Annotated in this window: 19 protein-coding genes; 6 read left to right on the top strand and 13 right to left on the bottom strand. The window is 64.6% G+C overall.

The window, feature by feature from the left end:
• Positions 1 to 89: 89 nt before the first annotated feature.
• A complete protein-coding gene (locus KR767_RS08440; protein WP_250878801.1) occupies positions 90 to 1,940 on the top strand; it encodes a M1 family metallopeptidase in 1,851 nt (616 codons plus the stop codon).
• A gap of 101 nt (positions 1,941 to 2,041) precedes the next feature.
• Entirely contained in the window at positions 2,042 to 3,037 is a 996-nt protein-coding gene (locus tag KR767_RS08435) for an alpha/beta fold hydrolase (RefSeq protein WP_243852965.1), read from the top strand.
• Between the two features lie 214 nt (positions 3,038 to 3,251).
• Here KR767_RS08435 and KR767_RS08430 read toward each other — a convergent pair whose 3' ends face one another.
• From KR767_RS08430 to ttcA, 4 genes are all read right to left on the bottom strand, one after another.
• Positions 3,252 to 4,019, bottom strand: a complete 768-nt coding sequence (locus KR767_RS08430; protein ID WP_250878800.1) for a M48 family metallopeptidase — start codon at positions 4,017 to 4,019, stop codon at positions 3,252 to 3,254.
• A 62-nt stretch (positions 4,020 to 4,081) separates the two neighbouring features.
• Positions 4,082 to 4,990: a recombination-associated protein RdgC gene (locus tag KR767_RS08425; protein ID WP_166946227.1), complete on the bottom strand. Its 909-nt coding sequence runs from the start codon at positions 4,988 to 4,990 to the stop codon at positions 4,082 to 4,084.
• A 77-nt stretch (positions 4,991 to 5,067) separates the two neighbouring features.
• On the bottom strand, positions 5,068 to 6,255 hold the full coding sequence (locus KR767_RS08420; RefSeq protein WP_250878799.1) for an amino acid aminotransferase: 1,188 nt from the start codon (positions 6,253 to 6,255) through the stop codon (positions 5,068 to 5,070).
• Between the two features lie 36 nt (positions 6,256 to 6,291).
• The gene (gene ttcA / locus KR767_RS08415) at positions 6,292 to 7,164 is read right to left on the bottom strand and encodes a tRNA 2-thiocytidine(32) synthetase TtcA (RefSeq protein ID WP_250878798.1); all 873 of its coding nucleotides are present in this window, start codon (positions 7,162 to 7,164) and stop codon (positions 6,292 to 6,294) included.
• 101 nt (positions 7,165 to 7,265) lie between these two features.
• On the opposite strand from ttcA, the gene KR767_RS08410 reads away from it, so the two are divergent.
• Positions 7,266 to 7,472 carry a YdcH family protein gene (locus KR767_RS08410; protein ID WP_166946451.1) on the top strand — a complete coding sequence of 69 codons (207 nt, stop codon included), beginning with the start codon at positions 7,266 to 7,268 and terminating at the stop codon, positions 7,470 to 7,472.
• 216 nt (positions 7,473 to 7,688) lie between these two features.
• Here KR767_RS08410 and KR767_RS08405 read toward each other — a convergent pair whose 3' ends face one another.
• The 7 genes from KR767_RS08405 to KR767_RS08375 form a co-directional block, all read right to left on the bottom strand.
• A complete protein-coding gene (locus KR767_RS08405; protein WP_250878797.1) occupies positions 7,689 to 8,711 on the bottom strand; it encodes an HlyD family secretion protein in 1,023 nt (340 codons plus the stop codon).
• Positions 8,712 to 8,722: 11 nt separating this feature from the next.
• Positions 8,723 to 8,920, bottom strand: coding sequence for a DUF1656 domain-containing protein (locus KR767_RS08400; protein ID WP_250878796.1), 198 nt, complete (start codon positions 8,918 to 8,920; stop codon positions 8,723 to 8,725).
• The gene (locus KR767_RS08395; protein ID WP_250878795.1) at positions 8,910 to 11,036 is read right to left on the bottom strand and encodes an FUSC family protein; all 2,127 of its coding nucleotides are present in this window, start codon (positions 11,034 to 11,036) and stop codon (positions 8,910 to 8,912) included. The genes KR767_RS08400 and KR767_RS08395 overlap by 11 nt, the downstream gene beginning before the upstream one ends.
• Positions 11,037 to 11,049: 13 nt before the next feature.
• Positions 11,050 to 11,541: a MarR family winged helix-turn-helix transcriptional regulator gene (locus KR767_RS08390; protein ID WP_250878794.1), complete on the bottom strand. Its 492-nt coding sequence runs from the start codon at positions 11,539 to 11,541 to the stop codon at positions 11,050 to 11,052.
• 205 nt (positions 11,542 to 11,746) lie between these two features.
• The gene (locus KR767_RS08385) at positions 11,747 to 14,536 is read right to left on the bottom strand and encodes a TonB-dependent receptor domain-containing protein (protein ID WP_250878793.1); all 2,790 of its coding nucleotides are present in this window, start codon (positions 14,534 to 14,536) and stop codon (positions 11,747 to 11,749) included.
• A 502-nt stretch (positions 14,537 to 15,038) separates the two neighbouring features.
• The gene (locus KR767_RS08380) at positions 15,039 to 15,935 is read right to left on the bottom strand and encodes an SDR family oxidoreductase (RefSeq protein WP_250878792.1); all 897 of its coding nucleotides are present in this window, start codon (positions 15,933 to 15,935) and stop codon (positions 15,039 to 15,041) included.
• 29 nt (positions 15,936 to 15,964) lie between these two features.
• Complete coding sequence (locus tag KR767_RS08375; RefSeq protein ID WP_166946209.1) at positions 15,965 to 16,705, bottom strand: SDR family oxidoreductase; 741 nt, start codon at positions 16,703 to 16,705, stop codon at positions 15,965 to 15,967.
• A 115-nt stretch (positions 16,706 to 16,820) separates the two neighbouring features.
• Between KR767_RS08375 and KR767_RS08370 the strand changes: the two genes are divergently transcribed.
• Complete coding sequence (locus tag KR767_RS08370; RefSeq protein ID WP_250879137.1) at positions 16,821 to 17,732, top strand: LysR family transcriptional regulator; 912 nt, start codon at positions 16,821 to 16,823, stop codon at positions 17,730 to 17,732.
• 9 nt (positions 17,733 to 17,741) lie between these two features.
• Here KR767_RS08370 and KR767_RS08365 read toward each other — a convergent pair whose 3' ends face one another.
• Both KR767_RS08365 and KR767_RS08360 read right to left on the bottom strand, forming a co-directional pair.
• Complete coding sequence (locus tag KR767_RS08365; protein ID WP_166946207.1) at positions 17,742 to 18,149, bottom strand: DUF4156 domain-containing protein; 408 nt, start codon at positions 18,147 to 18,149, stop codon at positions 17,742 to 17,744.
• An 88-nt stretch (positions 18,150 to 18,237) separates the two neighbouring features.
• Positions 18,238 to 21,087: a M16 family metallopeptidase gene (locus tag KR767_RS08360; protein ID WP_250878791.1), complete on the bottom strand. Its 2,850-nt coding sequence runs from the start codon at positions 21,085 to 21,087 to the stop codon at positions 18,238 to 18,240.
• A gap of 400 nt (positions 21,088 to 21,487) precedes the next feature.
• Here KR767_RS08360 and KR767_RS08355 point away from each other — a divergent pair, with 400 nt between their 5' ends.
• Positions 21,488 to 21,676, top strand: a complete 189-nt coding sequence (locus KR767_RS08355) for a hypothetical protein (protein ID WP_166946203.1) — start codon at positions 21,488 to 21,490, stop codon at positions 21,674 to 21,676.
• A 7-nt stretch (positions 21,677 to 21,683) separates the two neighbouring features.
• Positions 21,684 to 22,148 carry a tRNA (cytidine(34)-2'-O)-methyltransferase gene (locus KR767_RS08350; protein WP_250878790.1) on the top strand — a complete coding sequence of 155 codons (465 nt, stop codon included), beginning with the start codon at positions 21,684 to 21,686 and terminating at the stop codon, positions 22,146 to 22,148.
• Position 22,149 lies beyond the last annotated feature (1 nt).

Here is a 22,149-nt window from a genome sequence, read left to right as displayed (position 1 = left end):
CCAGTCTCTCTGCCACAGCAGAAGGCCTGGCTGGGGCCCCGGTGGCCGACAATGGCATACTGGGGCCTTCCTGACTGTGGAAACGCTCCATGCGCCTTCTTCCCTTTGCCGCCATCACCATGGCCTTCCCCGTCGTGGCTTTCGCCGCCGACCCGCATTCCTACGCCCAGCCGGAGGTGGTGAAGGTCACCCACCTCGACCTCGACCTGAAGCTGGACTTCGGCAAGCGCGAGCTGGCCGGCAACGCCACGCTGAAGCTCGACTGGAAGGACGGCGAGGCGAAGTCCCTGGTCCTTGATACCCGCGACCTGAAGATCGCCTCGGTGGAGAGCCTGGATGCCGCGGGCAAGGCGTCGCCGCTGAAATTCGCCCTGGCGCCGCGCGACAAGGAACTGGGCTCGAAGCTCACCATCGACGCCCCCTCGCACCCGGCCAGCGTGCGCATCACCTATGTCACGGTGCCCGAAGCATCGGGCCTGCAGTGGCTCACACCGGAACAGACCGCCGACAAGAAGCAGCCCTTCATGTTCTCGCAGTCAGAATCCATCCACGCGCGTTCGTGGGTGCCGCTGCAGGATTCGCCGGCCGTTCGCTTCACCTACGACGCCCATGTGACGGCGCCGAAGGACATCCGCGTGGTGATGAGCGCCATCAACGATGCAAAGCATCCGCTGGATGGCAGCTTCACCTTCGACCAGCCGCACCCCATTCCCTCCTATCTGCTCGCGATCGCCGCGGGCGATATCGCGGTGAAGGAAACCGGCCCGCGCAGTGCCGTGTATGCGGAACCGAGTGTCGTCGGCAAGGCGGCCCATGAGTTCGAAGACACCGAAAAGCTCATTGCCACCACGGAAAAGCTTTACGGCCCCTATGCCTGGGGTCGCTACGACCTGCTCGTGCTGCCGCCGTCATTTCCGTTCGGTGGCATGGAAAACCCGAACATGACCTTCGCCACGCCGACGGTACTGGTGGGCGACAAGAGCCTCGTGTCGCTGGTGTCGCACGAACTGGCGCACTCGTGGTCGGGCAACCTCGTCACCAGCGCTGCCTGGCGCGACATCTGGTTGAACGAAGGCTTCACCACCTACGTTCAGGGCCGCATCACCGAGGCCGTGTACGGCAAGGTGCAGGCCGACGAGGAAGCCCTGCTTTCCGCACGCGAGCTGCAAAAGACCATCGGCGACATCCCGGCCAATTCGCAGAAGCTGGCGCCGGAACCGCACGGCGTAGGCGCCGACGATTCGCTGTCGTCCGTGGCCTATGACAAGGGTTCGTGGTTCCTGCGCACGCTGGAACAGCGTTTCGGCCGCGACACGTTCGACACTTACCTGAAGGGCTATTTCGCGCACTTCGCCTTCCAGAGCATCGACACGGAAACGATGTTCGCTTACATGAAGGCCAATCTGCTCGACAAGTACCCGGGCAAGATGAGCGAAGCCGAGGCGCGTCAGTGGATCTGGCAGCCGGGCATCCCGAAGGATGCGCCCCTGCCGACGTCGCCGCGCTTCGATGCCATCGATAAAGAGCGCACCGACTTCCTCGCCGGCAAGCTCGATGCGGCAAAGCTCGATGCCAAGGGCTGGAATACGCAGGAATGGATGTACTTCCTCGATCGCCTGCCTGACGTGACGCCGCTGGACCGCATCAAGGCCATCGACGCCGCCTGGCACCTCACCGGCACGCCGAACGCGGAAATCGGCATGCGCTGGTACAGCCACGCCATCGCCGCAGGCGACAAGGACGTGTGGACGGCCGCCGCCGAGCACATCACCCGCATCGGCCGCATGTACCTGTCCATGCCGATCTACCGCGCCTTCGCCCGCACGCCGGAAGGCCTCGCGTACGCCAAGGACGTCTACGCCAAGGCAAAGAGCGGCTACCACCCGCTGACTCAGCAGGCGGTCGAGCGCATTCTCGCCGGCACCTCGAAGAAGAAGTGACGCAGGAACCTGCGGGGGCTCTCAGGGCCCCCGCAAGGCTTGCATCCTGAGCCCGCGCCCCGCATCTTGCGGGGCGTCACATATCCGGATCTCCCCAATCCATGGCCAAGACCCCCACCCTCTCCACCAGCTCGCGTCCCCTCTGGCAGCGCCTGCTCCTGCGCCGGTTGAAGTTCCTCGTCGTCGTGGCGCTCGTGCTGGGTGTCGGCGCGGGCCTGGTCTACCTGTTTGCCCCGCAGCTTCTGCTGAAGGCCGATGCCGCACGCCTGGCCATGCAGGCGCATGTGGAAAAGAAGACCGTCGTTGCCGGCGACACCACCTGGTCGTATTACGAAGGCGGTGAAGGCCCCACCATCGTGCTGCTGCACGGCTTCGCATCGAACAAGGAAGTATGGCTGGAGATGGTAAAAAGCCTCGGCAGCCATTTCCACGTGATCGTTCCCGACCTGCCGGGCTGGGGCGAATCCTCGCGCAATGCCGGTGGCGACTACGGCATTCCCGCCCAGGCCACGCGCCTGGAGAATTTCGTGGCCGCCGTGGGCGCGCAGCGCTTCATGCTGGTGGGCCAGTCCATGGGGGGGGCCATCGCCGGCGTCTACGCCGAGCAACACCCGCAGCGCGTCGCCAGCCTGGCGCTGGTCAGCTCCCTGGGGCTGACCTTCAAGGACAACGATTTCACCCGCGAGGTGAAGGCCGGCAAGAATCCGTTCCTGATGGAAAACCGTGCCGATCTGGAAGCCATCCTTGCGCTGACTTTCCTGAAGCCGCCGCACCTTCCGGGCCGCGTGGAAGATGCGCTCTTGGCGCGCAACCGCAAGGATCACGATTTCATCGCGCGTACGTTCGATGAGCTGAAGCGTCCGGAGCAGGCCTTTGCGCTCGATCCGGTGATCGGCAAGCTCAACATGCCGGTGCTGGGTCTTTGGTGCCATGACGACAAGCTGATCGACGTGTCGGCACTGGATACGCTGCGTAGCGGGTTGAAGAGTGCACCGGCCATTGGTGCCACGGTGCTCAGCGGTTGCGGGCACATGCCGATGCTGGAGAAGCCTGAAGAAACGGCGCGGGTGTTGAGCAGTTTTGCGCTGGCGCATTGACGAAGAAGGGGCGCTTTTGGCGCCCTCTTTTTTACGTTTCGGCATGAACGGTCGCGCGCAGGCGCGCTCCTACAGGGGGGCGTGTTTGTTGTGGCGTGGTCGCGGGCCTGTCGCGCGTGGGGCGCGTTCCTGAAGTTGGGTGGTAATCGCGGCCTTGTAGGAGCGCGCCTTGCGCGCGACCGGATATGGCATCCCCTGCAAAAGCCTGCCGCCGTCAATCCGCCACGTCGGCCACCAGCCTATCCAGCTGCATCTTCAGCTCGCTGCCATGTGCCCGCAACCACGTACGCTGCTCCTTGTGATCGGGCATCAGGTTTTCCACCCAATGCCAGAAACGCGGCGAGTGATTGCGCACCTTGAGGTGGCAAAGCTCGTGAACCAGCACGTAGCGCAATGCTGCGGGCGGTGCGAGCGCCAGCGCGAGATCGAGGTTGATGCGATCACGCGTATCCAGGCTTCCCCACAGGCTCTTCAACGGGCGGATGCGCAACGCCGTGGGCGCCGCATTGATCTGCGGAATATAGGCCGGCAGCCAGCGCGACACATCGCGGCGGATCTGCGCCTCGAAGTGACTCGCCAGCAGGCCACGCGCAACCAGCAAGGCCCGGCTGTGCGGGCCGGGAATCATGAGCGTGAGCCCACCTTCGTGCGCCTCGACCTTCGGATAAGGCCCCTCGGCCCAGTCCAGCGTGATGCCCTCACCACGGAAGGGGAACGTGGCTGGCACGCCCACGCGCAGACGCGGCAGCGGCACCGAATCCATATGGAATTCGCCGAGCTTCTGCTCCAGCCAGTCGGCGTGATGGCGCAGGAAGGCCGTCATCTGCGCCGGGTGGGTGCCGTTGGGATAGGTGAGCCTCGCCCCCTTGGGCGTTACCGTGAGGCGAAGGCGACGCGCACGCGGATGCGCCGCCTTCAGCACCCGGATGGTGCCGCCGGTGGGGGTGGAGAGCTCAAGCCACTCGCTATCGTCTGATGCCATGTGCCGGTTCTCGTGCGTATCCCGACGAACATCCCATCCACCCGTGTCACCGACTGCGACGCTTACTCCGGACGCGGCAGTTTGAACCACTCTTCCAGCTTGCCCAGCAGGCGCTCGTATTCGAGGGCCATGAGGGAGAAGTTCGCGTCCATCTCGGCCGCGGCGGATTCGGGGCTGTCGGCCTGTTCATCCAGCACGACGTCGGTGAACTTGATTTTACGCAGGATCAGGTCTTCGCCAAGTACGAAGGAGATGCGGTCATCGAAGACCAAACCAAGCTGGAAGACCTGTTTTCCCGTGCGCAGGTGCTCGCGAATCTCATCGGTGTCGAGATCCTGGCGGCGGCAGCGCGCAATGGCGCCCGAGGCCGTGGCCGGATCACGCAGTTCACATTCGTCGCCCAGCGCCAGGCCACCCGGCAGGTCGCCGGATGCGACCCAGTGGGTCATCAGGATGCGGGGGGATTCTTCCGGTGCCAGCGGCACGGCCGGGAAGCTGCCCAGCGCTTCGCGAACCTGGCTCAACGTATTCTCAGCCGACTTGCGACTGGAGGTGTCGAGCACCAGCCAGCCATTCTTTTTGTCGGCGTAGGCGCGCATGCGGGAGCTGCGCACGAAGGCACGCGGCAGCAGCTCGTTCATGACGTCGTCTTTCATGCGCTTGCGTTCGCGGCCGCTGACCTTGCGGCCTTCCTCGTCCACGATCTTCTGCACGCGGTTGGCCAGCTCGTCGTTCACGACCGACGAAGGCAGGAGCTTATCCTCGCTGCCCACGGTGACCATCGTGTTGCGGCCCACGCTGTGCGTCAGCGCCTCGTCGTTGCGACCCAGCGGCGACACGAAGCCACGCGTGGACAGCTCCATGGGCCCCACGGGGCGCAGGCGGTGTTCGGGCAGGGCTTCGTCGAGGCGTTCGAGGTCGTCGGAAACGGTAGCGGAAAAGCGGAACAGCGTGAGATTGCGAAAGAACATGTATCAGGGATTCTCTGGCGAATGAAGGGCCGTGGCGGGCGCAAGGCGCCCGCCGGCGAACGGTCCAGTCTAAACGGTCAGACGACCTTGGCGATCGCGTCGGCGACGCGATCGATGTTGCCGTCGTTCAGCGCGGCCACGCAGATGCGCCCCGTGCTCACGGCATAGATGCCGAACTCCTCACGCAGGCGATCCACCTGCGCGGCCGACAGGCCGGAGTAGGAGAACATGCCGCGCTGTGTCTGGATGAAGCTGAAGTCGCCCACCTTTGCCAGACGCTGCACGAGGCCGCTGCGCATCTGACGGATGCGCTGGCGCATGCCGCCCAGCTCTTCTTCCCACACCTTGCGCAGTTCGTCGTGGTTGAGCACGGCGGACACGATGGAACCGCCATGCGTCGGCGGGTTCGAGTAGTTGGTGCGGATGATGCGCTTCAGCTGCGACTGCACGCGCACGGCTTCGTCGTGCGAACCGGTGACGATGGACAGCGCACCCACGCGCTCGCCGTACAGCGAGAACGACTTCGAGAACGAGCTGGCGACGAAGAACGCCACGCCTGCGTCGGCGAACTGGCGCACGGCGGTGGCGTCTTCCTCGATGCCGTCGCCGAAGCCCTGGTAGGCAATGTCGAGGAAGGGCACGAGGCCGCGCTCGCGCACGATGTCGATCACGCGCTTCCAGTCGGCCGTGGCGAGATCCACGCCCGTGGGGTTATGGCAGCAGGCGTGCAGCACGACGACGGCGCCCGTGGGCAGCTTGCCCAGGGCATCGAGCATACCGTCGAGGTTGAGGCCGTGCGTGGCCGCGTCGTAGTACGGGTATTCCACCACCTGGAAGCCGGCCGATTCGAACAGGGCACGGTGGTTTTCCCAGCTGGGTGTGCTGATGGCGACCGGCACGTCCGGATTCAGACGCTTGAGGAAATCGGCGCCGACCTTCAGCGCGCCCGTGCCGCCGAGGGCCTGGGCGGTGACCACGCGGCGATCTTCCAGCAGCGGCGAGGCGGCGCCGAACAGTAGTTTCTGCACGCCGGCGTTGTAGAGCGCAATGCCGTCGATGGGCAGGTAGCCGCGCGGGAGGTGGGCCTTCACGCGTTCGTCCTCGACCTGCTGCACGGCCTTGAGCAGCGGGAGGCGGCCATTGGCGTCGTAGTACACGCCGACGCCGAGATTGACCTTATCGGCGCGGGTATCGGCGCCATAGGCTTCGTTGAGGCCAAGGATCGGGTCGCGCGGGGCGAGTTCCACGGAGGAAAAGAGAGTCATGATCGGCAGGCCTTGAAGCGTCTAAAGGTGGAAGGATCAGTCGTTGTCGTCACCGGTGTCGCCACCGGAAAGCCATTCGTGCGCGTCGGCGCGTACCGCACCTTCGCGTGCGCCCAGGCTGGCGAAGTCGAACAGGCCGCGATCAGCCAGCTGCGACGGAGCCACGTTGCCCAGGGCGCGGAAGATCGTCTCACTGCGGCCGGGATGGTTCTTTTCCCATTCCACCATCATCCGCTTCACCACCTTGCGCTGGAGGTTTTCCTGCGAGCCGCAGAGGTTGCAGGGGATGATGGGGAACGCCCTGGCCTCGGCGAACGCGGCGATGTCGTCCTCGTGGCAGTAGGCCAGCGGGCGGATCACCACGTGACGGCCGTCGTCCGAAAGCAGCTTCGGCGGCATGGCCTTCAGGCTGCCCTGATAGAACATGTTCAGGAAGAAGGTACCCAGGATGTCGTCGCGATGATGGCCCAGGGCGATCTTCGTGATGCCGTTGGCGGCGGCCCACTGGTAGAGCGCACCACGGCGCATCCGCGAGCACAGGCTGCACATTGTCTTGCCCTGCGGGATCACGCGGGTCACGACGCTGTAGGTGTCCTGTTCGATGATGTGGAACGGTACGCCGCGCGCCGTGAGGTACTCCGGCAGCACGTGTTCCGGAAAGTCGGGCTGCTTCTGGTCGAGGTTGACCGCCACGATCTCGAAGCGCACGGGCGCCTTGGCCTGCAACGAAAGCAGGATATCGAGCATCGTGTAGGAATCCTTGCCGCCCGACAGGCACACCATCACCTTGTCGCCGTCCTCGATCATCCCGAAATCGGCGATGGCCTGGCCCACCTGCCGGCGCAGGCGCTTGGCCAGCTTGGCGGCTTCGTAGGTCTGCTTGCGGGCGGTTTCGAGGGAGGCGGACATCGGGCGGGCTTTGAGACGGGCGGCCCCCTATTGTAGCCGCTGCGGGCCGCCGCGCCGGGAGGTAGACTTGCACCTTTCCCCCCTTCGCCCGGCCTTTCGCCATGCAGGTTCAGGACCCGACCGAACTCAACCGCATGCTCGCCGAGCTGAAAGTCGAGCATCGCCAGCTCGACTCGGCCATCGAGCAACTTGTCGAAACCATCAGCCGCGACGAGCTCCAGCTCACCCGCATGAAAAAGCGCAAGCTCCAGCTGAAGGACGCCATCTCACGCATCGAGAGCCGTCTCATCCCGGACCTGGACGCCTGAACGGAGGCGGTCTGGCCAGCCCTGCGCGGCCAGGAAGAAAACCGGATGTCGCCTTGGGCAGTCCGCGAGATCACCAGCGGTGAGACCGTGCTCACCTCAACCAGCTGGCGGGCGGCTACACCGGCCCCAGCCCGTCTTCTGTAGGAGCGCGCCTTGCGCGCGACCGGGGATGATCGCTCCGTACCGGTCGCGCGCGAGGCGCGCTCCTACATGGGGTCAGCGTTCGGCGACCTGGTTGGTAGGGCCCGTCGGGTGTACTACCAGGGTGGCTGTCATGCCCGCAGCCAGCACCGTACCGGCCGGCAGGTGGTCGGTGTCGATCTTCACGCGTACCGGTACGCGCTGCGCCAGGCGCACCCAGTTGAAGGTGGGGTTCACCGAGGCCAACAGGTCGCTGCCCGTGGGGTTGTCTGCATCGGTGATGCCGCGGGCGATGCTTTCCACTCGACCCTGCAAGCGCACGCCGCCGCTCATCAGGCGGATATCCACCGCGTCACCCACGCGCAGGCCCGGCAACTTGGTTTCCTCGAAATAGCCGTAGATCCAGTAGGAGTGGCTGTCGATCAGGGCCAGTCGTGCGCTGCCCGCGCTGGCGTAATCGCCCACGCGCACATCGAGATTGGTGACGTAGCCATCCACCGGCGCCCGCACTTCCGTGCGGTCGAGGTTGAGCTGCGCGGCGGCCAGTTCGACCTGGGCCTGGGCTACGGCGGCAAGGGCCTGCTCCTGCGCCGCAGAGGCCTGGCGGGTGCTGGCCTGCGCGGCCTGCCAGCCGGCCTTGGCTGCGTTGGCGGCGGCCTGGGCGTTGGCCTTGTCTTCGGCCGAGATCACGTTGTTGATGAGCTTCTGGCGACGCTCCGACTGCGCCTCGTACATCTCGTAGTTGGACCGGCTCTGCTGGGCGCTGGCGCTGGCCGCGTTGATGTTGGCGCCCGAGGCACGCGCCGAGGCTTCGGCCGCATTGAGGTTGGCCTGGGCCTGGGCCACGGCGTTCTCGTAGCGTGCGCGATCCACCACGAAAAGCAGGTCGCCCTTCTTTACCGTCTGGTTGTCCACCACGCGTACATCGGTGACCAGGCCGGCGACATCGGGCGCGATGCGTACGATCTCCGCACGCACGCGGCCATCGCGTGTCCATGGCGAATACATGTAGTGCTTCCACAACGCATGGCCGACGAAGGCAGCGATGACGACGATGACCGCGGTGACGGCGAAGCGGACGACGGTGGCGAGTTTCATGGCGATATCACTCAGATCAGGAACAGCGCGAAGGCGCCGAAGACACAGACGAAGACGGCCAGGCGAAACAGCGGCGGATGCCAGACCAGCCGGTACAGACCGAAACGGCCGGCGATCGCATCCAGCAGCCAGAGCAGCAGCAACGACAGGACGAAAAGGACGAGCAGCCCCGGAACGAGGGCGTCGCCGAGGGCGATTTCACGAGGCATGGGCGATGTCCTTGGTGAGCGGGGCGGTCGGCATGTACGCGGCGAGCACGGATTCGCCATCGAGCAACGCCAGCCGGACCAGATGAAGGTGTTCGAGCAGGTAACCCTCGCCCTGGTGCTCGCCGACGCTGGCGATGGCCGTGGCCACGGCATCGCGCGCGAGCAGATAACCGGGTGCATCGGGTTTCTCGTAGAAGCGCGCGAGCGTGTGCAGTGCTTCGTCGAGGTAGGGACGCAGGGTGCCGGGCACGTCGCGGCGCCCCATGTCGTGACGCAGTTCGATCAGCGCACGGCCGGTCTCGTGCACCGCCAGCGCCCATGCAATGAGCGCGCGTGAATCGGCGCTGCCCGGCTGGGTCTGCGCCACGACCTGGCTGACAAGATCGTGGTTCACGCTTTCAAAGCGATGGCGAAGACCCGGCAACGGCGCTTCGGCAGCCAGCGCCACCTGGGAACGCAGACGGGCCAGCTGGCGACGACGCAGCCACGCACTGCCGATGGCCGGCGGAATCACCACGAAGGATGCCGCCGCCGCACCCAGGCCGATGACCTGGGCAATGGCGTCGTTGATGAAGTGTGCCGGATCGTAGGTCTGCACATTCTTCAGCGCGAGGATGTAGGCGAAACCCATCGCCCAGCCCAGGCCGATCGAGGCCAGGCTCGGCGTCATCATCATCACGAGTCCGATGGCAAGGAACGGCGCCACGCCAATGATGAGCAGGCCATAGCCATCCACCTGCGTCAGCACGAAGAACAGGCAGACAAAGCCCGCCACCATGCCCGCGAGATAGCCGAGCATGACCAGCCAGGTTACCCGCGTGGGATTCGGCGTGGTGGCGAACAGGCCCGCAAAGATCGTCGCCAGCAGCATGGCGCTTGCACCCATGGGCCATGCGCTTTCGATCCAGAACGCACCGAGCACCAGCATCGTCAGCGTAGTACGGAAGGTGGCGATGCCCGCACCGATGAAATCGTTACCCCGGTCGAAGCTCACGCGTTCGGCCGAGCCGCCAATGACACGCGGCGACTGCAGCGAGGCGGCCGCATCCACATAGGCATGCAGCTCCTCGGCAAAGCGACCAAGCAGCGAGGCGCCCGTATCGAAATCACGCAGATCCTGCGGATCGTCGAGCGTCGTGCGCAACTCGAGAGCCTGGCGACGCATGGCATCGCGCGCCATAACGATTCGCGGCAACAGCACGCGTGCGGCAAGACCGGCATCGATCGGCGCATGCAATGCCTCGCCCAGTGGGGCGTAAAGCTTTATCAGCGTATCCGCCGTGCGCGTCCGCTTAGCGCGCTTCAGGCGGTTGATGAGGTGATGCAACGACTGGAAGCTGGTGGATGCTGCCATGAAGCGCTGGTTGAAAAGGCGCATGTGGTTGCTTCGCGCACGTGCTTCGGCATCCTCGAAGATCACCGAGCTGCGCAGGTCTTCCAGCGTTACCGCCGCGCGCACGAAGCGAAGATGGGCCTTTTCCATCGCATCACGGGGAATGGCGCCCTCCGTACTGTCACGCACGAAACCCACGAAGTGCGCGAACTGGTCGCGTGCCGCACGGCGAAGCACATCGCGCATGCGGCTGGGAAACACCACGTCGTTGACCACCCCACTTACCAGCAGGCCCAGCAATACCTCGCTGATACGTGCCACGGCGGAATCGAATACGCCCGGCGGATTGTCGATCACCGGTACTGCCACGATGGCCGCCGTATAGCCGGCCAGCACGAAGGCGTAGGACTTGAAGTTGCGATACAGCGTGGCACCGCCCGCACACAGGCCGATCCACAGTGACAGCGCCACCAGGAAGAGGTCGCGCTGCTGGGGAAAGGACGCCACGATGCCGATCGCGGCCGTCGCCCCGGTCAGGGTGCCGATGGTGCGGTAGAAGCTCTTTGCCAGCACCATGCCCGACTGGCGGTTGGCCACGATGATCGTGGTCAGCATCGCCGTAGACGGTGCCGGCAGGTCGAAGCGCATCGCCAGCCATCCGGCTGCAAAAAACGAGATCAGCGTCTTGACGACGAACAGCCACACCGACGCTTCTTCGCGCAGGCTCTCGGCGAGCACCTGACGGAAGGGGGGAGCGGCGTTTGTAGGGTTCACGGTCGACATGACGAGCGCTCGCTCATTCCCCGAAGCCGGCCAGCATCTTCTTGAGCAGGGTCTCCAACTGCCCCTGCTCGGTCTCGGACAGGTTACGCGTCTGCCGGTGAAGCAACGTGATGATCTCGGGCATGAAGCTCTCGATCAGCGCGATGCCTTTCGGGGTGAGGGTAAGGGTGACCTTGCGGCGGTCGTCCTCGCTACCCGAGCGGGCGATAAAGCCCTTGTCGCAGAGCTGGGTGGTCAGCCGGGTGACGTTCGCCGACTTCTCGCCCGCCGCATCGGCCAGCTGGGAGGGATGCAGGGCGTTGTCCGTCGAGCCATACAGCATCATCAGGATGTTGTACTCGGGATGGTTGATCCCGTAGGCCCGCAGCGTGGCGTTGGCCTGGTCGCTCATCTCCTTGAACAGGTGCTTCACCAGGCGCACCAGGGCCGCCGGCTGGCGCGGGAAGGCCGGGTACTTGGTGCGGGTGACCTGAAGGCGGGCTTCGGTGGGGGCGAAATCGCTCATGGGAGGGTCCGGGATGGCTTCCCTCACAAATATATATTTTAATTCTGAAATATCAATAGGTGTACTAAATTTCCTGTAGGAGCGCGCCTAGCGCGCGACCCGGGAGGGCGGGGCCACACCGGTCGCGCGCGAGGCGCGCTCCTACAGGGCAAAAAAATGGCGCGCCTTGCGGCGCGCCATTCATGGTCAAGCGTTGGGGTCAGGCTTACAGCTTGACCTTCACACCCAGGTTGTAGAACCGGCCGATGGCGCCGTCCTGCGCATAGGTGGGGTTGTAGTTGACGGCCGCGTAGTTGGCGACGTCCAGCGGAGCCTTGCGGTCCAGCGCGTTCATGATGGACGCGGTGACCGAGATGCGCGGCGTGAACTGGTAGCTGCCGGTGAGGTTCAGCTCGGTGAACGAGCCCACGTGGCAGCTGTCGTAGCCATCCGGAATGCACTCGGTGCCGTAGACGTCGGGCGCCGTGTTCTTCAGGCCGCTGGTGTGGTACAGCGTGCCGGTCAGCGTGAGGTCGTGCCAGATCATGGTGTTCGCCCACGACTCACGGTACCTCGGCGTACCCGCACCCGACGACAGGTTGTACGGACCATGCGTGCCGGCGAACGACTGCGTGGTGCCGTCAGGCAGCTTGAGCTTCCAGCTGAAGATATCCGTGCCGTTGAACTCGGAGATGTACTGAATGCCGTTGGCGAAGGTGAAGTGCGCCTGCAGGTCGACGTCGAGGCCGTCGGTCTTCAGCGAGTTGGCGTTGATATAGCTGCCGATCACTTCGATCGGGCGTGCCAGCGCGTTCGGGTTTTCCGGATCGGGCTTGTCGGCGATGACCTGAGTACCTTCCGGCAGCGGCTGGCCCGCGTAGTAGGCGGCCAGGATCGCATTCGGGCTGGTCGGCGTGATCACATCGGTCTTCTTGATGTGATAGTAGTCGAACGATGCATTCAGCCAGCTGGTCGGCTGCAGCACCAGGCCCAGCGTGTAGCTCTTGGCACGCTCCGGCTTGATGTTCTTGTTGGCGTCGGTGAACTGCGCCAGCTGGTAGGTCTGCACATAGCCGTTGTTGCCGTGCGCCGCGGCGAAATCCGGCGGCGGGCTGTAGCTGGTGAAGCCTTCGCTCGAGCTGGAACCATTTTCCGAGAAGCTCGGAGCGCGCACGCCCTTGGAGAACGTGCCACGCACGGCCAGCCAGTCCAGCGGCTTCCACTTCAGGCCCAGCTTGGGCGCGAATTCGGTGCCGATATCGGAGTAGTGATCGACGCGGCCGGACAGGTCGGCTTCCAGCGAGGTCAAAAGCGGTGCGTCGAATTCGAGATAGGCACCCGCGACGTTGCGGCTGCCGTTGGTCTGGGCATTGCCCAGGCCCTGGAATTCGTTGTCCGGGTTCAGCGTGGGATCGGCCTGCGCTTCATGACGCAGCTGCACGCCGGTTGCCATGCCGAACGAGCCGCCCGGCAGGTCGAACAGGGCACGGTTGGCGGAGAGATCCAGCGCGTTGAGGTCCGACGTGGACGTCTTGTTGTAGCCCGGCGCCAGCATGCTGCGAACGGCAGCGCTGTTCAACGAGGGGTTGATGAAGTTGTAGGTGCCGTTGTTGATCGAGTTGATCAGGGCGTTGTAGTTGATGTAGCCGTACTGCTGGGTGTCGAGGCTGGTGTGGTTGAAGATCAGCGCTGCGTCGTAATTCCACTCGCCCCAGGTGCCCGCGATGTCGCCGACGATGCGCAGGTTGTGGTTGTCGTAGTTGGTGCCACGCGGAATGTCGCCGAAAGCATAGTTCAGCAGGGCAGCCTGGCCGGCGCCCGCGAACGGGTTGTTCGGGTTGAGGGTGACGCCGTCACTCAGGTACACCGGCAGGGCGATGTTGTTGGTGTTGTTCGGCGTGGAGTTCTGGATCTGTGCCGGACCATTGACCGCATAGGTCTTGGTTTCCATGTAGCTGAGTGACACGTATGCCTTGGTCGTATCGTTGATCTTCAGCGTCAACCGGCCATAAGCGCCGCCCTGCTTCATCTTGGCCTGGATCTGGCCGTACTGCGAAACCATGTTCTGCTGGCAATACGTGCCGGTGCTGTCGGTAGTCTGCGTACCCTTGGCGCCGCAGCCACCCTGCAGGATGCTGGAAGTCGCCCCCTGGTTCGCGACACCCGTGGTGACATCACCCGGCGTACCAAGCGTGCCAGGCGTAACGGAACCATAGATCGAACCGGAACTCTGCGAAGGCTGGCCGGCCTGGAGGTTGGGACCACCAATACGGCTGAGATCAGCCGTGTTGTACGGGAAGCCACGGTCTCCCGCACTGATGGAATTGTCTTCCTGGTACTGCGCGCTGAAGTAGACGTTGTAGCCGTCCTTGTTCAGGTCGCCGCCGCCGGCCAGGAAGGTTCCCTTGCGGGTGAAGCCACCACCGTGGGCGGAGTTGCCCACATCAGCGGATGCTTCCACGCCCTGATAGCCCGGCTTGAGGATGACGTTGACCACGCCGGCGATGGCATCGGCGCCGTACAGCGACGAGGCACCGTCCTTCAGCACTTCGATGCGATCGACCGCAGCGAGCGGGATCGTATTCAGGTCGACGAACGAGCGCTGGCCGTCGTCCGCCACGGCGTAGTTGGCCGCGCGATGGCCGTCGATCAGCACTAGGGTGGAGTTGACCGTCAGGCCGCGCAGGGCCACGCCGGAGGAGCCGGCCGCGAAACCATTGGTGAAGCTGTTGGGAATCGAGCCGCTGTTGTCGGCAGAAATCGAGCGCACCACGTCGGTGATCGTGGTGTAACCGCTGCGGGCGATGTCCTTGGCGGAGATCGTGGTCACCGGCGAGGCGGTTTCAGTGTCGATACGCGGAATCGCCGAACCCGTGACCGTGATGGTCTGCAGGTTTTGCGGGTTGGTCTTTGTGTCCTGCTGGTTGGCGTTGTCGGCGGACTGCGCCCACGCGCTACTTGCAACGGGAGCCAGGAGCAACGCGGCCAAGGCGCCGGCGAGCTGATTGCGTTTCATGATGACCCTTACCCTGAATTCTGGACGAAGTGAGCTGGCCCGATACGATGATCAGGTTGGCTGAAGAACGCTGGTAATAACGAGGTCACAGATGGGGAATACCTCGTCTTGTATTCGAGTCTTCCAGCATCACCTTCGATTTACAAGCAGTTAACACAACCATCCAATTTTGCGGGTCTGGAACAAGTATTAAGTGAAAGTGGAAATTCCTCGCAATAACTTGGTAATGCAACACCTTGAAATATATATGTGTATCGATCCACATGCGCAGGATATTGCGATATCTTGCGCCTCCCGGTTTCGCAATATCGGCATATGCCATTCACTTATATGAACGCTAGCCAACAAGGCGTGACGCAACCATTACTTCTGACTTATTTGCTGAAACCTGCGTCAGCGCTTTCGTATTTATCCATTCCATGGATATAACCCGCATTATCGAATTCACGACCTGTTTGCGAAAAATGTTCGCAAACAGGCTTTAACGCGTGAAAATCGCCAGTCAGGTTCCGGCAGGAACGAGCAGGTCGTCGATACCAGCGCGATAGAACAACTCCCTGCGTACCCTGTCGGCCACGCCGTTCACGATCTCGGCCCCGTCCTGCGACGGATCGACGTGTACGCGGAAGGGGCGCTTGCCGAAGGGCATATCCACCACCTCGACGATCTTCCGGGCTACTTCCGACGCGTCGGCATCGGCCGGCTCCAGTGCGGAAAGACCGGCCAGCACCTGGTCCGGAACGCCCGCGTACGGGCCATCGAGATAAGCGGCGGCACGTAGCGGGTCATCCGGCTTGCCAGCATGGAGGAAATGGTTGGTTCCCTTGGTGAAGGCCCCCGGCACCATGATCGACGTCTCGATGCCCCAACGGGTCAGTTCGCCCGCGTAGGTTACGGCCAGCGAATCCATGGCAGCCTTGGCGGCAAAGTACGGCGCCAGGAAAGGAGGAGTGCCGCCGCGGGTGCTGCTGCTGGACACCCAGACCAGCAGGCCCCGGCCCTGCTTGCGCATCACCGGCAAGGCCGCGCGATTCACCCGCTGGGTGCCAAGTACATTCACGTCGTAAAGCCGGGCGTACTGTTCGGCGGTAAAGGCTTCCGCCGGGCCGAATACCATATGTCCGGCGTTATGGATCAGGACGTCCAGACGCCCGTCGCGCGCCATTACCGTGCTGATGGCACTTTCGGCCGATGCTTCCGAGGTGACGTCGAGTTCGACGGTGCGCAGGTCGATACCGCGCTCCTTCGCCTCGGCCAGCACCTCCTGCGACCGGCCGGCGTTGGTGCCGGCAAGGTCACGCATGCTGGCGTAGACGGTATGCCCGGCTTCGGCGAGCGCACGGGCGGTAAGCAGGCCAAAGCCGCTGGACGCACCAGTGATCAGGATGACTTGTTTCATGGCATGGGGTCTCCAGGGAAAGAGCGCGGTCAGATCACGCCGCCGTTGGCGCGCAGCACCTGGCCGTTGATCCAGCTGCCGTCCGGGCCGACAAGGAAAGCGACGGCGGCGGCGATGTCATCCGGGGTGCCCAGGCGCTCCAGCGGCGAGAGCTTCGCCAGGCGATCAATCAGCTCGTCGGACTTGCCCGTGAAGAACAGCTCGGTGCCGGTCGGCCCCGGTGCGATCGCGTTCACGGTGATGCCACGACCGCGCAGCTCGCGAGCCAGCACCATGGTGGTGGCCTCGATGGCCGCCTTGGTCGCGGCGTAAGGCGCATAGCCCGGTTGCAGCAAGGCGACGACGCTGGACGAGAAGTTCACGATGCGGCCACCCTGGCGCAGGCGCTTCGCCGCCTCGCGCATCGTGTAGTAGCTGCCCTTCACGTTCACGCCGAGCAGGCGGTCCAGGTCTTCGTCGCTCAGGTCCGCCACGGGCGAAAGCGCCATGACACCGGCATTGTTCACGAGCACATCGACGCCGCCGTAAACCTCTTCCACCGTATCGAAAAGACGACGCACATCGGCCGGGCTGGCAACATCGGCCTGTGCCGTGATGGCACGACCGCCGCCGGCCTCGATACCACGCACCACGGCCTCGGCCGCCTGTGAATTGCCGGCGTAGTTGACGACGACGGTGAAGCCATCCTTCGCAAGGCGTGAGGCAACGGCGGCGCCGATGCCGCGGGATGCGCCGGTGACGATGGCGACCTTCTGGGTTTGCTCGTTCATGGGGAGGCTCCGGTACCGGCACCATTGCCGGGCAGGGAAAGCATGGCCGTTGCCAACTTCCGGATAATCCCCTTAGATTTGGCTTCACTATTCCTTCGGGTGGAACAATATGAGCCTGGATCGCTTCGAGACCATGCGCCTGTTCGTCCGGATCGTGGAACGGCGCAGCTTCACCCTGGCAGCTTCGGACCTGAACCTGCCGCGCTCCACCGCTACCCAGGCCATCAAGCGACTGGAGACCCGGCTGGGTGTGCGCCTGTTGCAGCGGACGACGCGCCAGGTCAGCCCCACCCTGGATGGCGAGGCGTATCACCGCCGCTGCGTGACGATCCTCTCCGACGTGGAGGACGCCGAAGCCGCCTTCGTCGATGCGCGACCCACGGGTCTCCTGCGCGTAGACATGCACGGCATCCTGGCGCGCACGTTCGTACTGCCCGCTCTGCCGGATTTTCTCGCCCTCTACCCCGGCCTGCGGATGCACATCGGCGAAGGCGACCGCTGGGTCGACCTCGTGCGGGAGGGGGTGGACTGCGTATTGCGCGTGGGTGAGCTGGGCGACAGCACGATGGTGGCCCGGCGCATCGCGATGCTGGAGGAAGTGACCTGCGCCAGCCCGGCCTATGTGGAACGCCATGGCCAGCCGTCATCGCCCGATGACCTGCAGGGCCATCAGGCCATCGGCTTCCTGTCATCGGCCACGGGCGCGATGATCCCGCTGGAGTTCATGGTGGATGGCGAGGTGCGCTACGTCACGCTGCCGTCCACCGTAACGGTGACCGGCGCGGAGACCAACACGGACCTGGCGCTGCTGGGCCTGGGCATCGTGCAGGTGCCGCTGTACCACGTGGCGGGTTATCTCGCAGAGGGTCGCCTTATGCGTCTGCTGCCTGACTATCCACCGACACCGTCACCGGTGTCGGTGCTTTATCCGCACAGTCGCCAGCTGTCGCCGCGCGTGCGCGTCTTCATCGACTGGCTGGTGTCGGTATTCGCCACGAGCGAGGAACAGGGTGTCCGCCCGCCGTGACGAGCGCGGTCAGTTCTTGAGCGGAACGGTTTCGAAGCCACCCTGAGGTGCCGGGCTCTGCGGCGCCGGAGCGGGTGCACTGCGAGCTGCGGCGGAAGGTGCACGGGCACCACAGGTGTAGGCGATCCAGTCCTGCGCGCCTTCGTTCGGCTCGCCGGCGGGCTTCACGGTGTCGGCACCCATCTTCGCAGCTTCGTTACGGGCCAGCACTTCCAGTTCGTCGCGTACCTTGAGGTCGCTGCGATCGACCGGGCCGACGCGGTTCATCACCGACACCGACAGCTTGCCCTGCTCCCGGCATCCCGAGACGTCGCCGTTCCACGCGGTACGTACGTTGCGTGCGCTGTCGTCGAGCTTGATGCCCCACGAGCAGGCCGACAGGGCGAGAGGGAGGATGAGAACGATGGCCTTGCGCATGGGTAACTCCGGAATCACGGTCGGCGGCTATGCTAGCCGGATGGCGCCGTGCGCGCGATCACCCTGATCGCGCGCACGGCCGATGAGGTCACCTGGGCGACTTCACCGGATTGCCGTCGGCGTCGATCACCTGGATCTCGCCCAGGTTCAACGCACGCACAGGGGCTTCGATCTTGCGCAGGTCACCGACGATCACCCAGGTGAGCGCGTTCGGATGGACCACCTCGGACAGCGCGTGTTCCGCTGCCGAACGATCCACCGCGTCGATGCGCGACTTGAGCGTCTGCACGTAGTCGTCAGGGCGGTCGTAGATCACGATGCTCGACAACGCGCTCAGTACCGACCCCGTCGTCTCGAAGCTGCCCGGCAGTGCGCGCACGCGCTGTGCGCGGATCTTGGCGATCTCGTCGTCGGTCAACGGCTTCGATCCGATCACGGCCTGGGCCTCCTTGAGGATCTCCGCAGCGGACTCGGCCGTCTTGTCGGTCTGTACCGGTGCGTAGATGAGCATCGGGCGCTGGCCCTTCGCATCGGACAGCATGCTGCCCGCACCGTAGGCCCAGCGCTTCTCCTCGCGAAGGTTCATGTTGAGACGCGAGGTGAAGGTGCCACCGAAGGCGCCGTTGGCGATGCCCAGGTCCAGCGCATCCTTCGCCTTGGTCGAAGGCGCCAGCAGGCCGGCCAGGATCAGCGACTGCGGCGAATCCGGGCGATGAATCAGGAACACACGCGGCTTCGCCTGTGCGGCGACTTCGCCGATGTTCTTCTTCGGAACGGCACTGGCCGGCGCCTTCCAGTCGCCGAACACCGCATCGAGCTTCGGCAGGATGGCATCGAGCGTGGTGTCGCCCGCGACAAGAATGCGCAGGTTATCCGGACGCAGGTAGTCATGCTGGAAGGCCGTGAGATCAGCGGCGGTGAGCGACGCGATGGCCTTCTCGTTGCCGCTGCCGGTGAACGGGATGCCATAGGCATGCTGCTTGCCGTAGAGCAGCGGCGGCAGCGTGCGCAGCGCGAGGCTGGTGGGTTCGGTCTTCTCCTGGGCGATGCCGGAGATCCACTGGCCACGCACGCGTTCGATGTCCTCGGGCTTGAAGGCCGGGCGGCGAACGACATCGGCAAACAGCTCCAGCGACGGCTGAAGCTCGCTGTTCAGGGCATTGAGGGCCACCGCGCACGTATCGAGCGAGCAGCTGGAACCGATGATGGCGCCCAGGCGCTCCTTGCGCTTGGACACTTCCACAGAATCCAGGTCGGTGGTGCTCTCGTTGAGCAGCGCCGAGGTAAAGCTGGCCGTGCCGAGCTTGCGGCCCTGGTCGGCTGCATAGCCCGCATCGAACAGCAGCTGGATCTGCGTGACCGGTACCGTGTGGCGTTCGGCCAGCACCACTTCGATGCCGTTCTTCAGCTTGCCGCGCTGCAGGGCCGGGAACTTGAGGTCCGGGAAGCTGGTGACGGCCGGCACGCCCGATGCGCGATCGACCTCGGACTTGCCCGCGGTGTAGCTCTTGGCCGCAGGCAGCACCGCCTTCGGACGCCCGGCGGCATCGCCCAGCCCCTTCACTGCCTTGTCTTCGGCTTCCGGATCGAAGCCTGCCGGCGCCGGCAGCACGGTGAGCGTATAGCTGCCCTTACCGAGCCACTGCTTCGAGGCGGCGAGCACGGTGGCCGTGGTGGCCTGCTGTGAGCGTTCGAGATCCTTGCGGTAGGCCGCGGGATCGTTACGGTAGACCTGGCCCTCGGCGAGGATCGTGGCCTTGCCCGAACCGCCCACCTTTTCCAGCACGCGCACGAAGCCGGCCAGGTTGCTCACCTTGGCACGCTCCAGTTCGTCGTCCGTCGGGCCCTTGGCGAGGAACTCGGCCAGCACATCATTGGCGACGGCTTCGGCCTTGGCCGGATCGACACCGTCCTTCACGTCCATGGTGAGCTGCACCTGGCTGGCCAGGGCGAACGGACCGATGGAAATGCTGACGTCGTCTACCAGTTTGTCCTGGTAGACCAGGCGCTGATACAGGCGCGAGGACTTGCCACCACCGAGGGCGGTGGTGGCAAGGTCGAGCTGCACGGCATCGTCGGTGCCCAGCTGCGGGGCGATCCACGTGCGCACGATGCGCGGCTGAGCCACCTGGTCGTGCTGCACGCCACGGGTGGAGGTGGCCAGCGGTGTCACCCACGGCTGCTGGCGCGGCACCGGCGGGCCGGCGGGGATGTCGCCGAAGTACTTCTGCGCCTTCGCGCGGGCCTGCTCTACCGTGATGTCGCCGGCCAGCACCAGCGTGGTGTTGGCGGCGCCGTAGTAATCGTGGAACCACTGCTTCACGTCGGCGAGGGACGCCGCGTCCAGGTCGGCCATGGAGCCGATGGTGTCGTGGTGATAGGGGTGGTTTGCCGGATACGTGTTGACGAGCACGTTTTCATCGACGCGGCCATAGGGCTGGTTCTCGCCCTGGCGCTTTTCGTTCTGCACCACGCCGCGCTGGGTGTCGAGTTCCTTCTGGCCGATGGCGCCCAGCAGATGGCCCATGCGGTCGGATTCCATCCACAGTGCCATGTCGAGGGCGGTGGTCGGCACTGTCTCGAAGTAGTTGGTGCGATCGAACCAGGTGGTGCCGTTCATGTCGGTGGCACCGGCCAGTTCGAATGGCTGGAAATAGGTGCCCTTGTGGTTCTCCGAGCCGGAGAACATCAGGTGCTCGAAGAGGTGTGCGAAGCCTGTCTTGCGCGCCGGCTCGTCGGCCGAGCCCACGTGGTACCACACGCTGACGGCCACCACGGGAGCCTTGTGATCTTCGTGGACCACCACGGTCAGGCCATTGGGCAGCTGGAACCGGGTGAAGGGGATCTCGGGAAGGGTGGCGGACGCGCCGTCGGCGGCGGATGCGCCGCCGGCCAGGGAAATCAGCCCTGCCGCGAGCAGGGTCAGGCGTTTCTTCATGCGAGCTCCTGGAAGCCAAATGGCCACGTTATCGACCGAGGCTAGCCCGCGTGGTTCACCGGGCGCAATCGGCATCGGTCATACCCCTTGTAGGCGTGTCCGCTGGCCCTCTGGCTGTCCGCTTTGCGGATGCGCCTGTCCGCGGACAGACAGTACCGACAACGACACCTGACAAACCTCATACGAATCAGCTGATTGCAGCCTCTGACCCGCTGGCACGGCGTTTGCCTTAATACCCATGCCGGGACCAGACGGCCCGACCCACCACCCACTGAAGGAATCACGCCGTGAAGTACGAACTGCCGATGCTCGCCGCCCTGCTGGTCACTTCGATGCTGCTGTGCGGCTTCACCCTGGGCCTGATGGTCTGACCACCCCACACCACCCAAAGGACACTGCCATGAAACACGAACTGCTCTTGCTCCGTAGCCTGCTGGTCGCCTCGATGATCGTCTGCGGCCTCATCCTCGGGAACATGCTGGGTTACTCCGGCGACCCCATCCAGCTCGCCGCCAAGGGCGCCACCGCTACCGCGACCGGCTGCGCCCTGCCACACGATGGCGTCATGTGCGTGCCCTCTGCCTCATAATGGGCGCATGCCTCATGTCATCCTGTTCCGTCCTGAGATTCCGCCCAACACGGGCAATGTGATCCGCCTCTGCGCCAATACCGGTGCAGACCTGCACCTGATCCGCCCACTGGGCTTCGAACTGGACGACACACGCCTGCGCCGGGCCGGCCTCGATTACCACGAGTTTGCCCGTGTCGCCGTCCATGACGACCTGGACACCTGCCTGAAGGCGATCGGTCCCACCCGGGTATTCGCGTTTTCCACCCGTGGCCATCGCCTGCATACCGGCGTGACCTACGCCAGCGACGACGCCCTGCTGTTCGGCTGTGAAACCGCCGGCCTGCCCGACGACGTACTCGACGCCATCCCGGAAGACCAGCGCGTGCGCCTGCCCATGCGGCCGGGCAACCGCAGCCTCAACCTGTCCAACGCCGTGGCCGTGGCGGTCTTCGAGACCTGGCGGCAGACCGGTTTCGACGGCGCGGGCTGAC

Origin of the sequence: Luteibacter anthropi, from assembly GCF_023699965.1 — a bacterium.
GTDB lineage: Bacteria > Pseudomonadota > Gammaproteobacteria > Xanthomonadales > Rhodanobacteraceae > Luteibacter > Luteibacter anthropi.
Note: the sequence above shows the minus strand (reverse complement) of the source record. Positions and strands in the feature narration are given on the sequence as shown.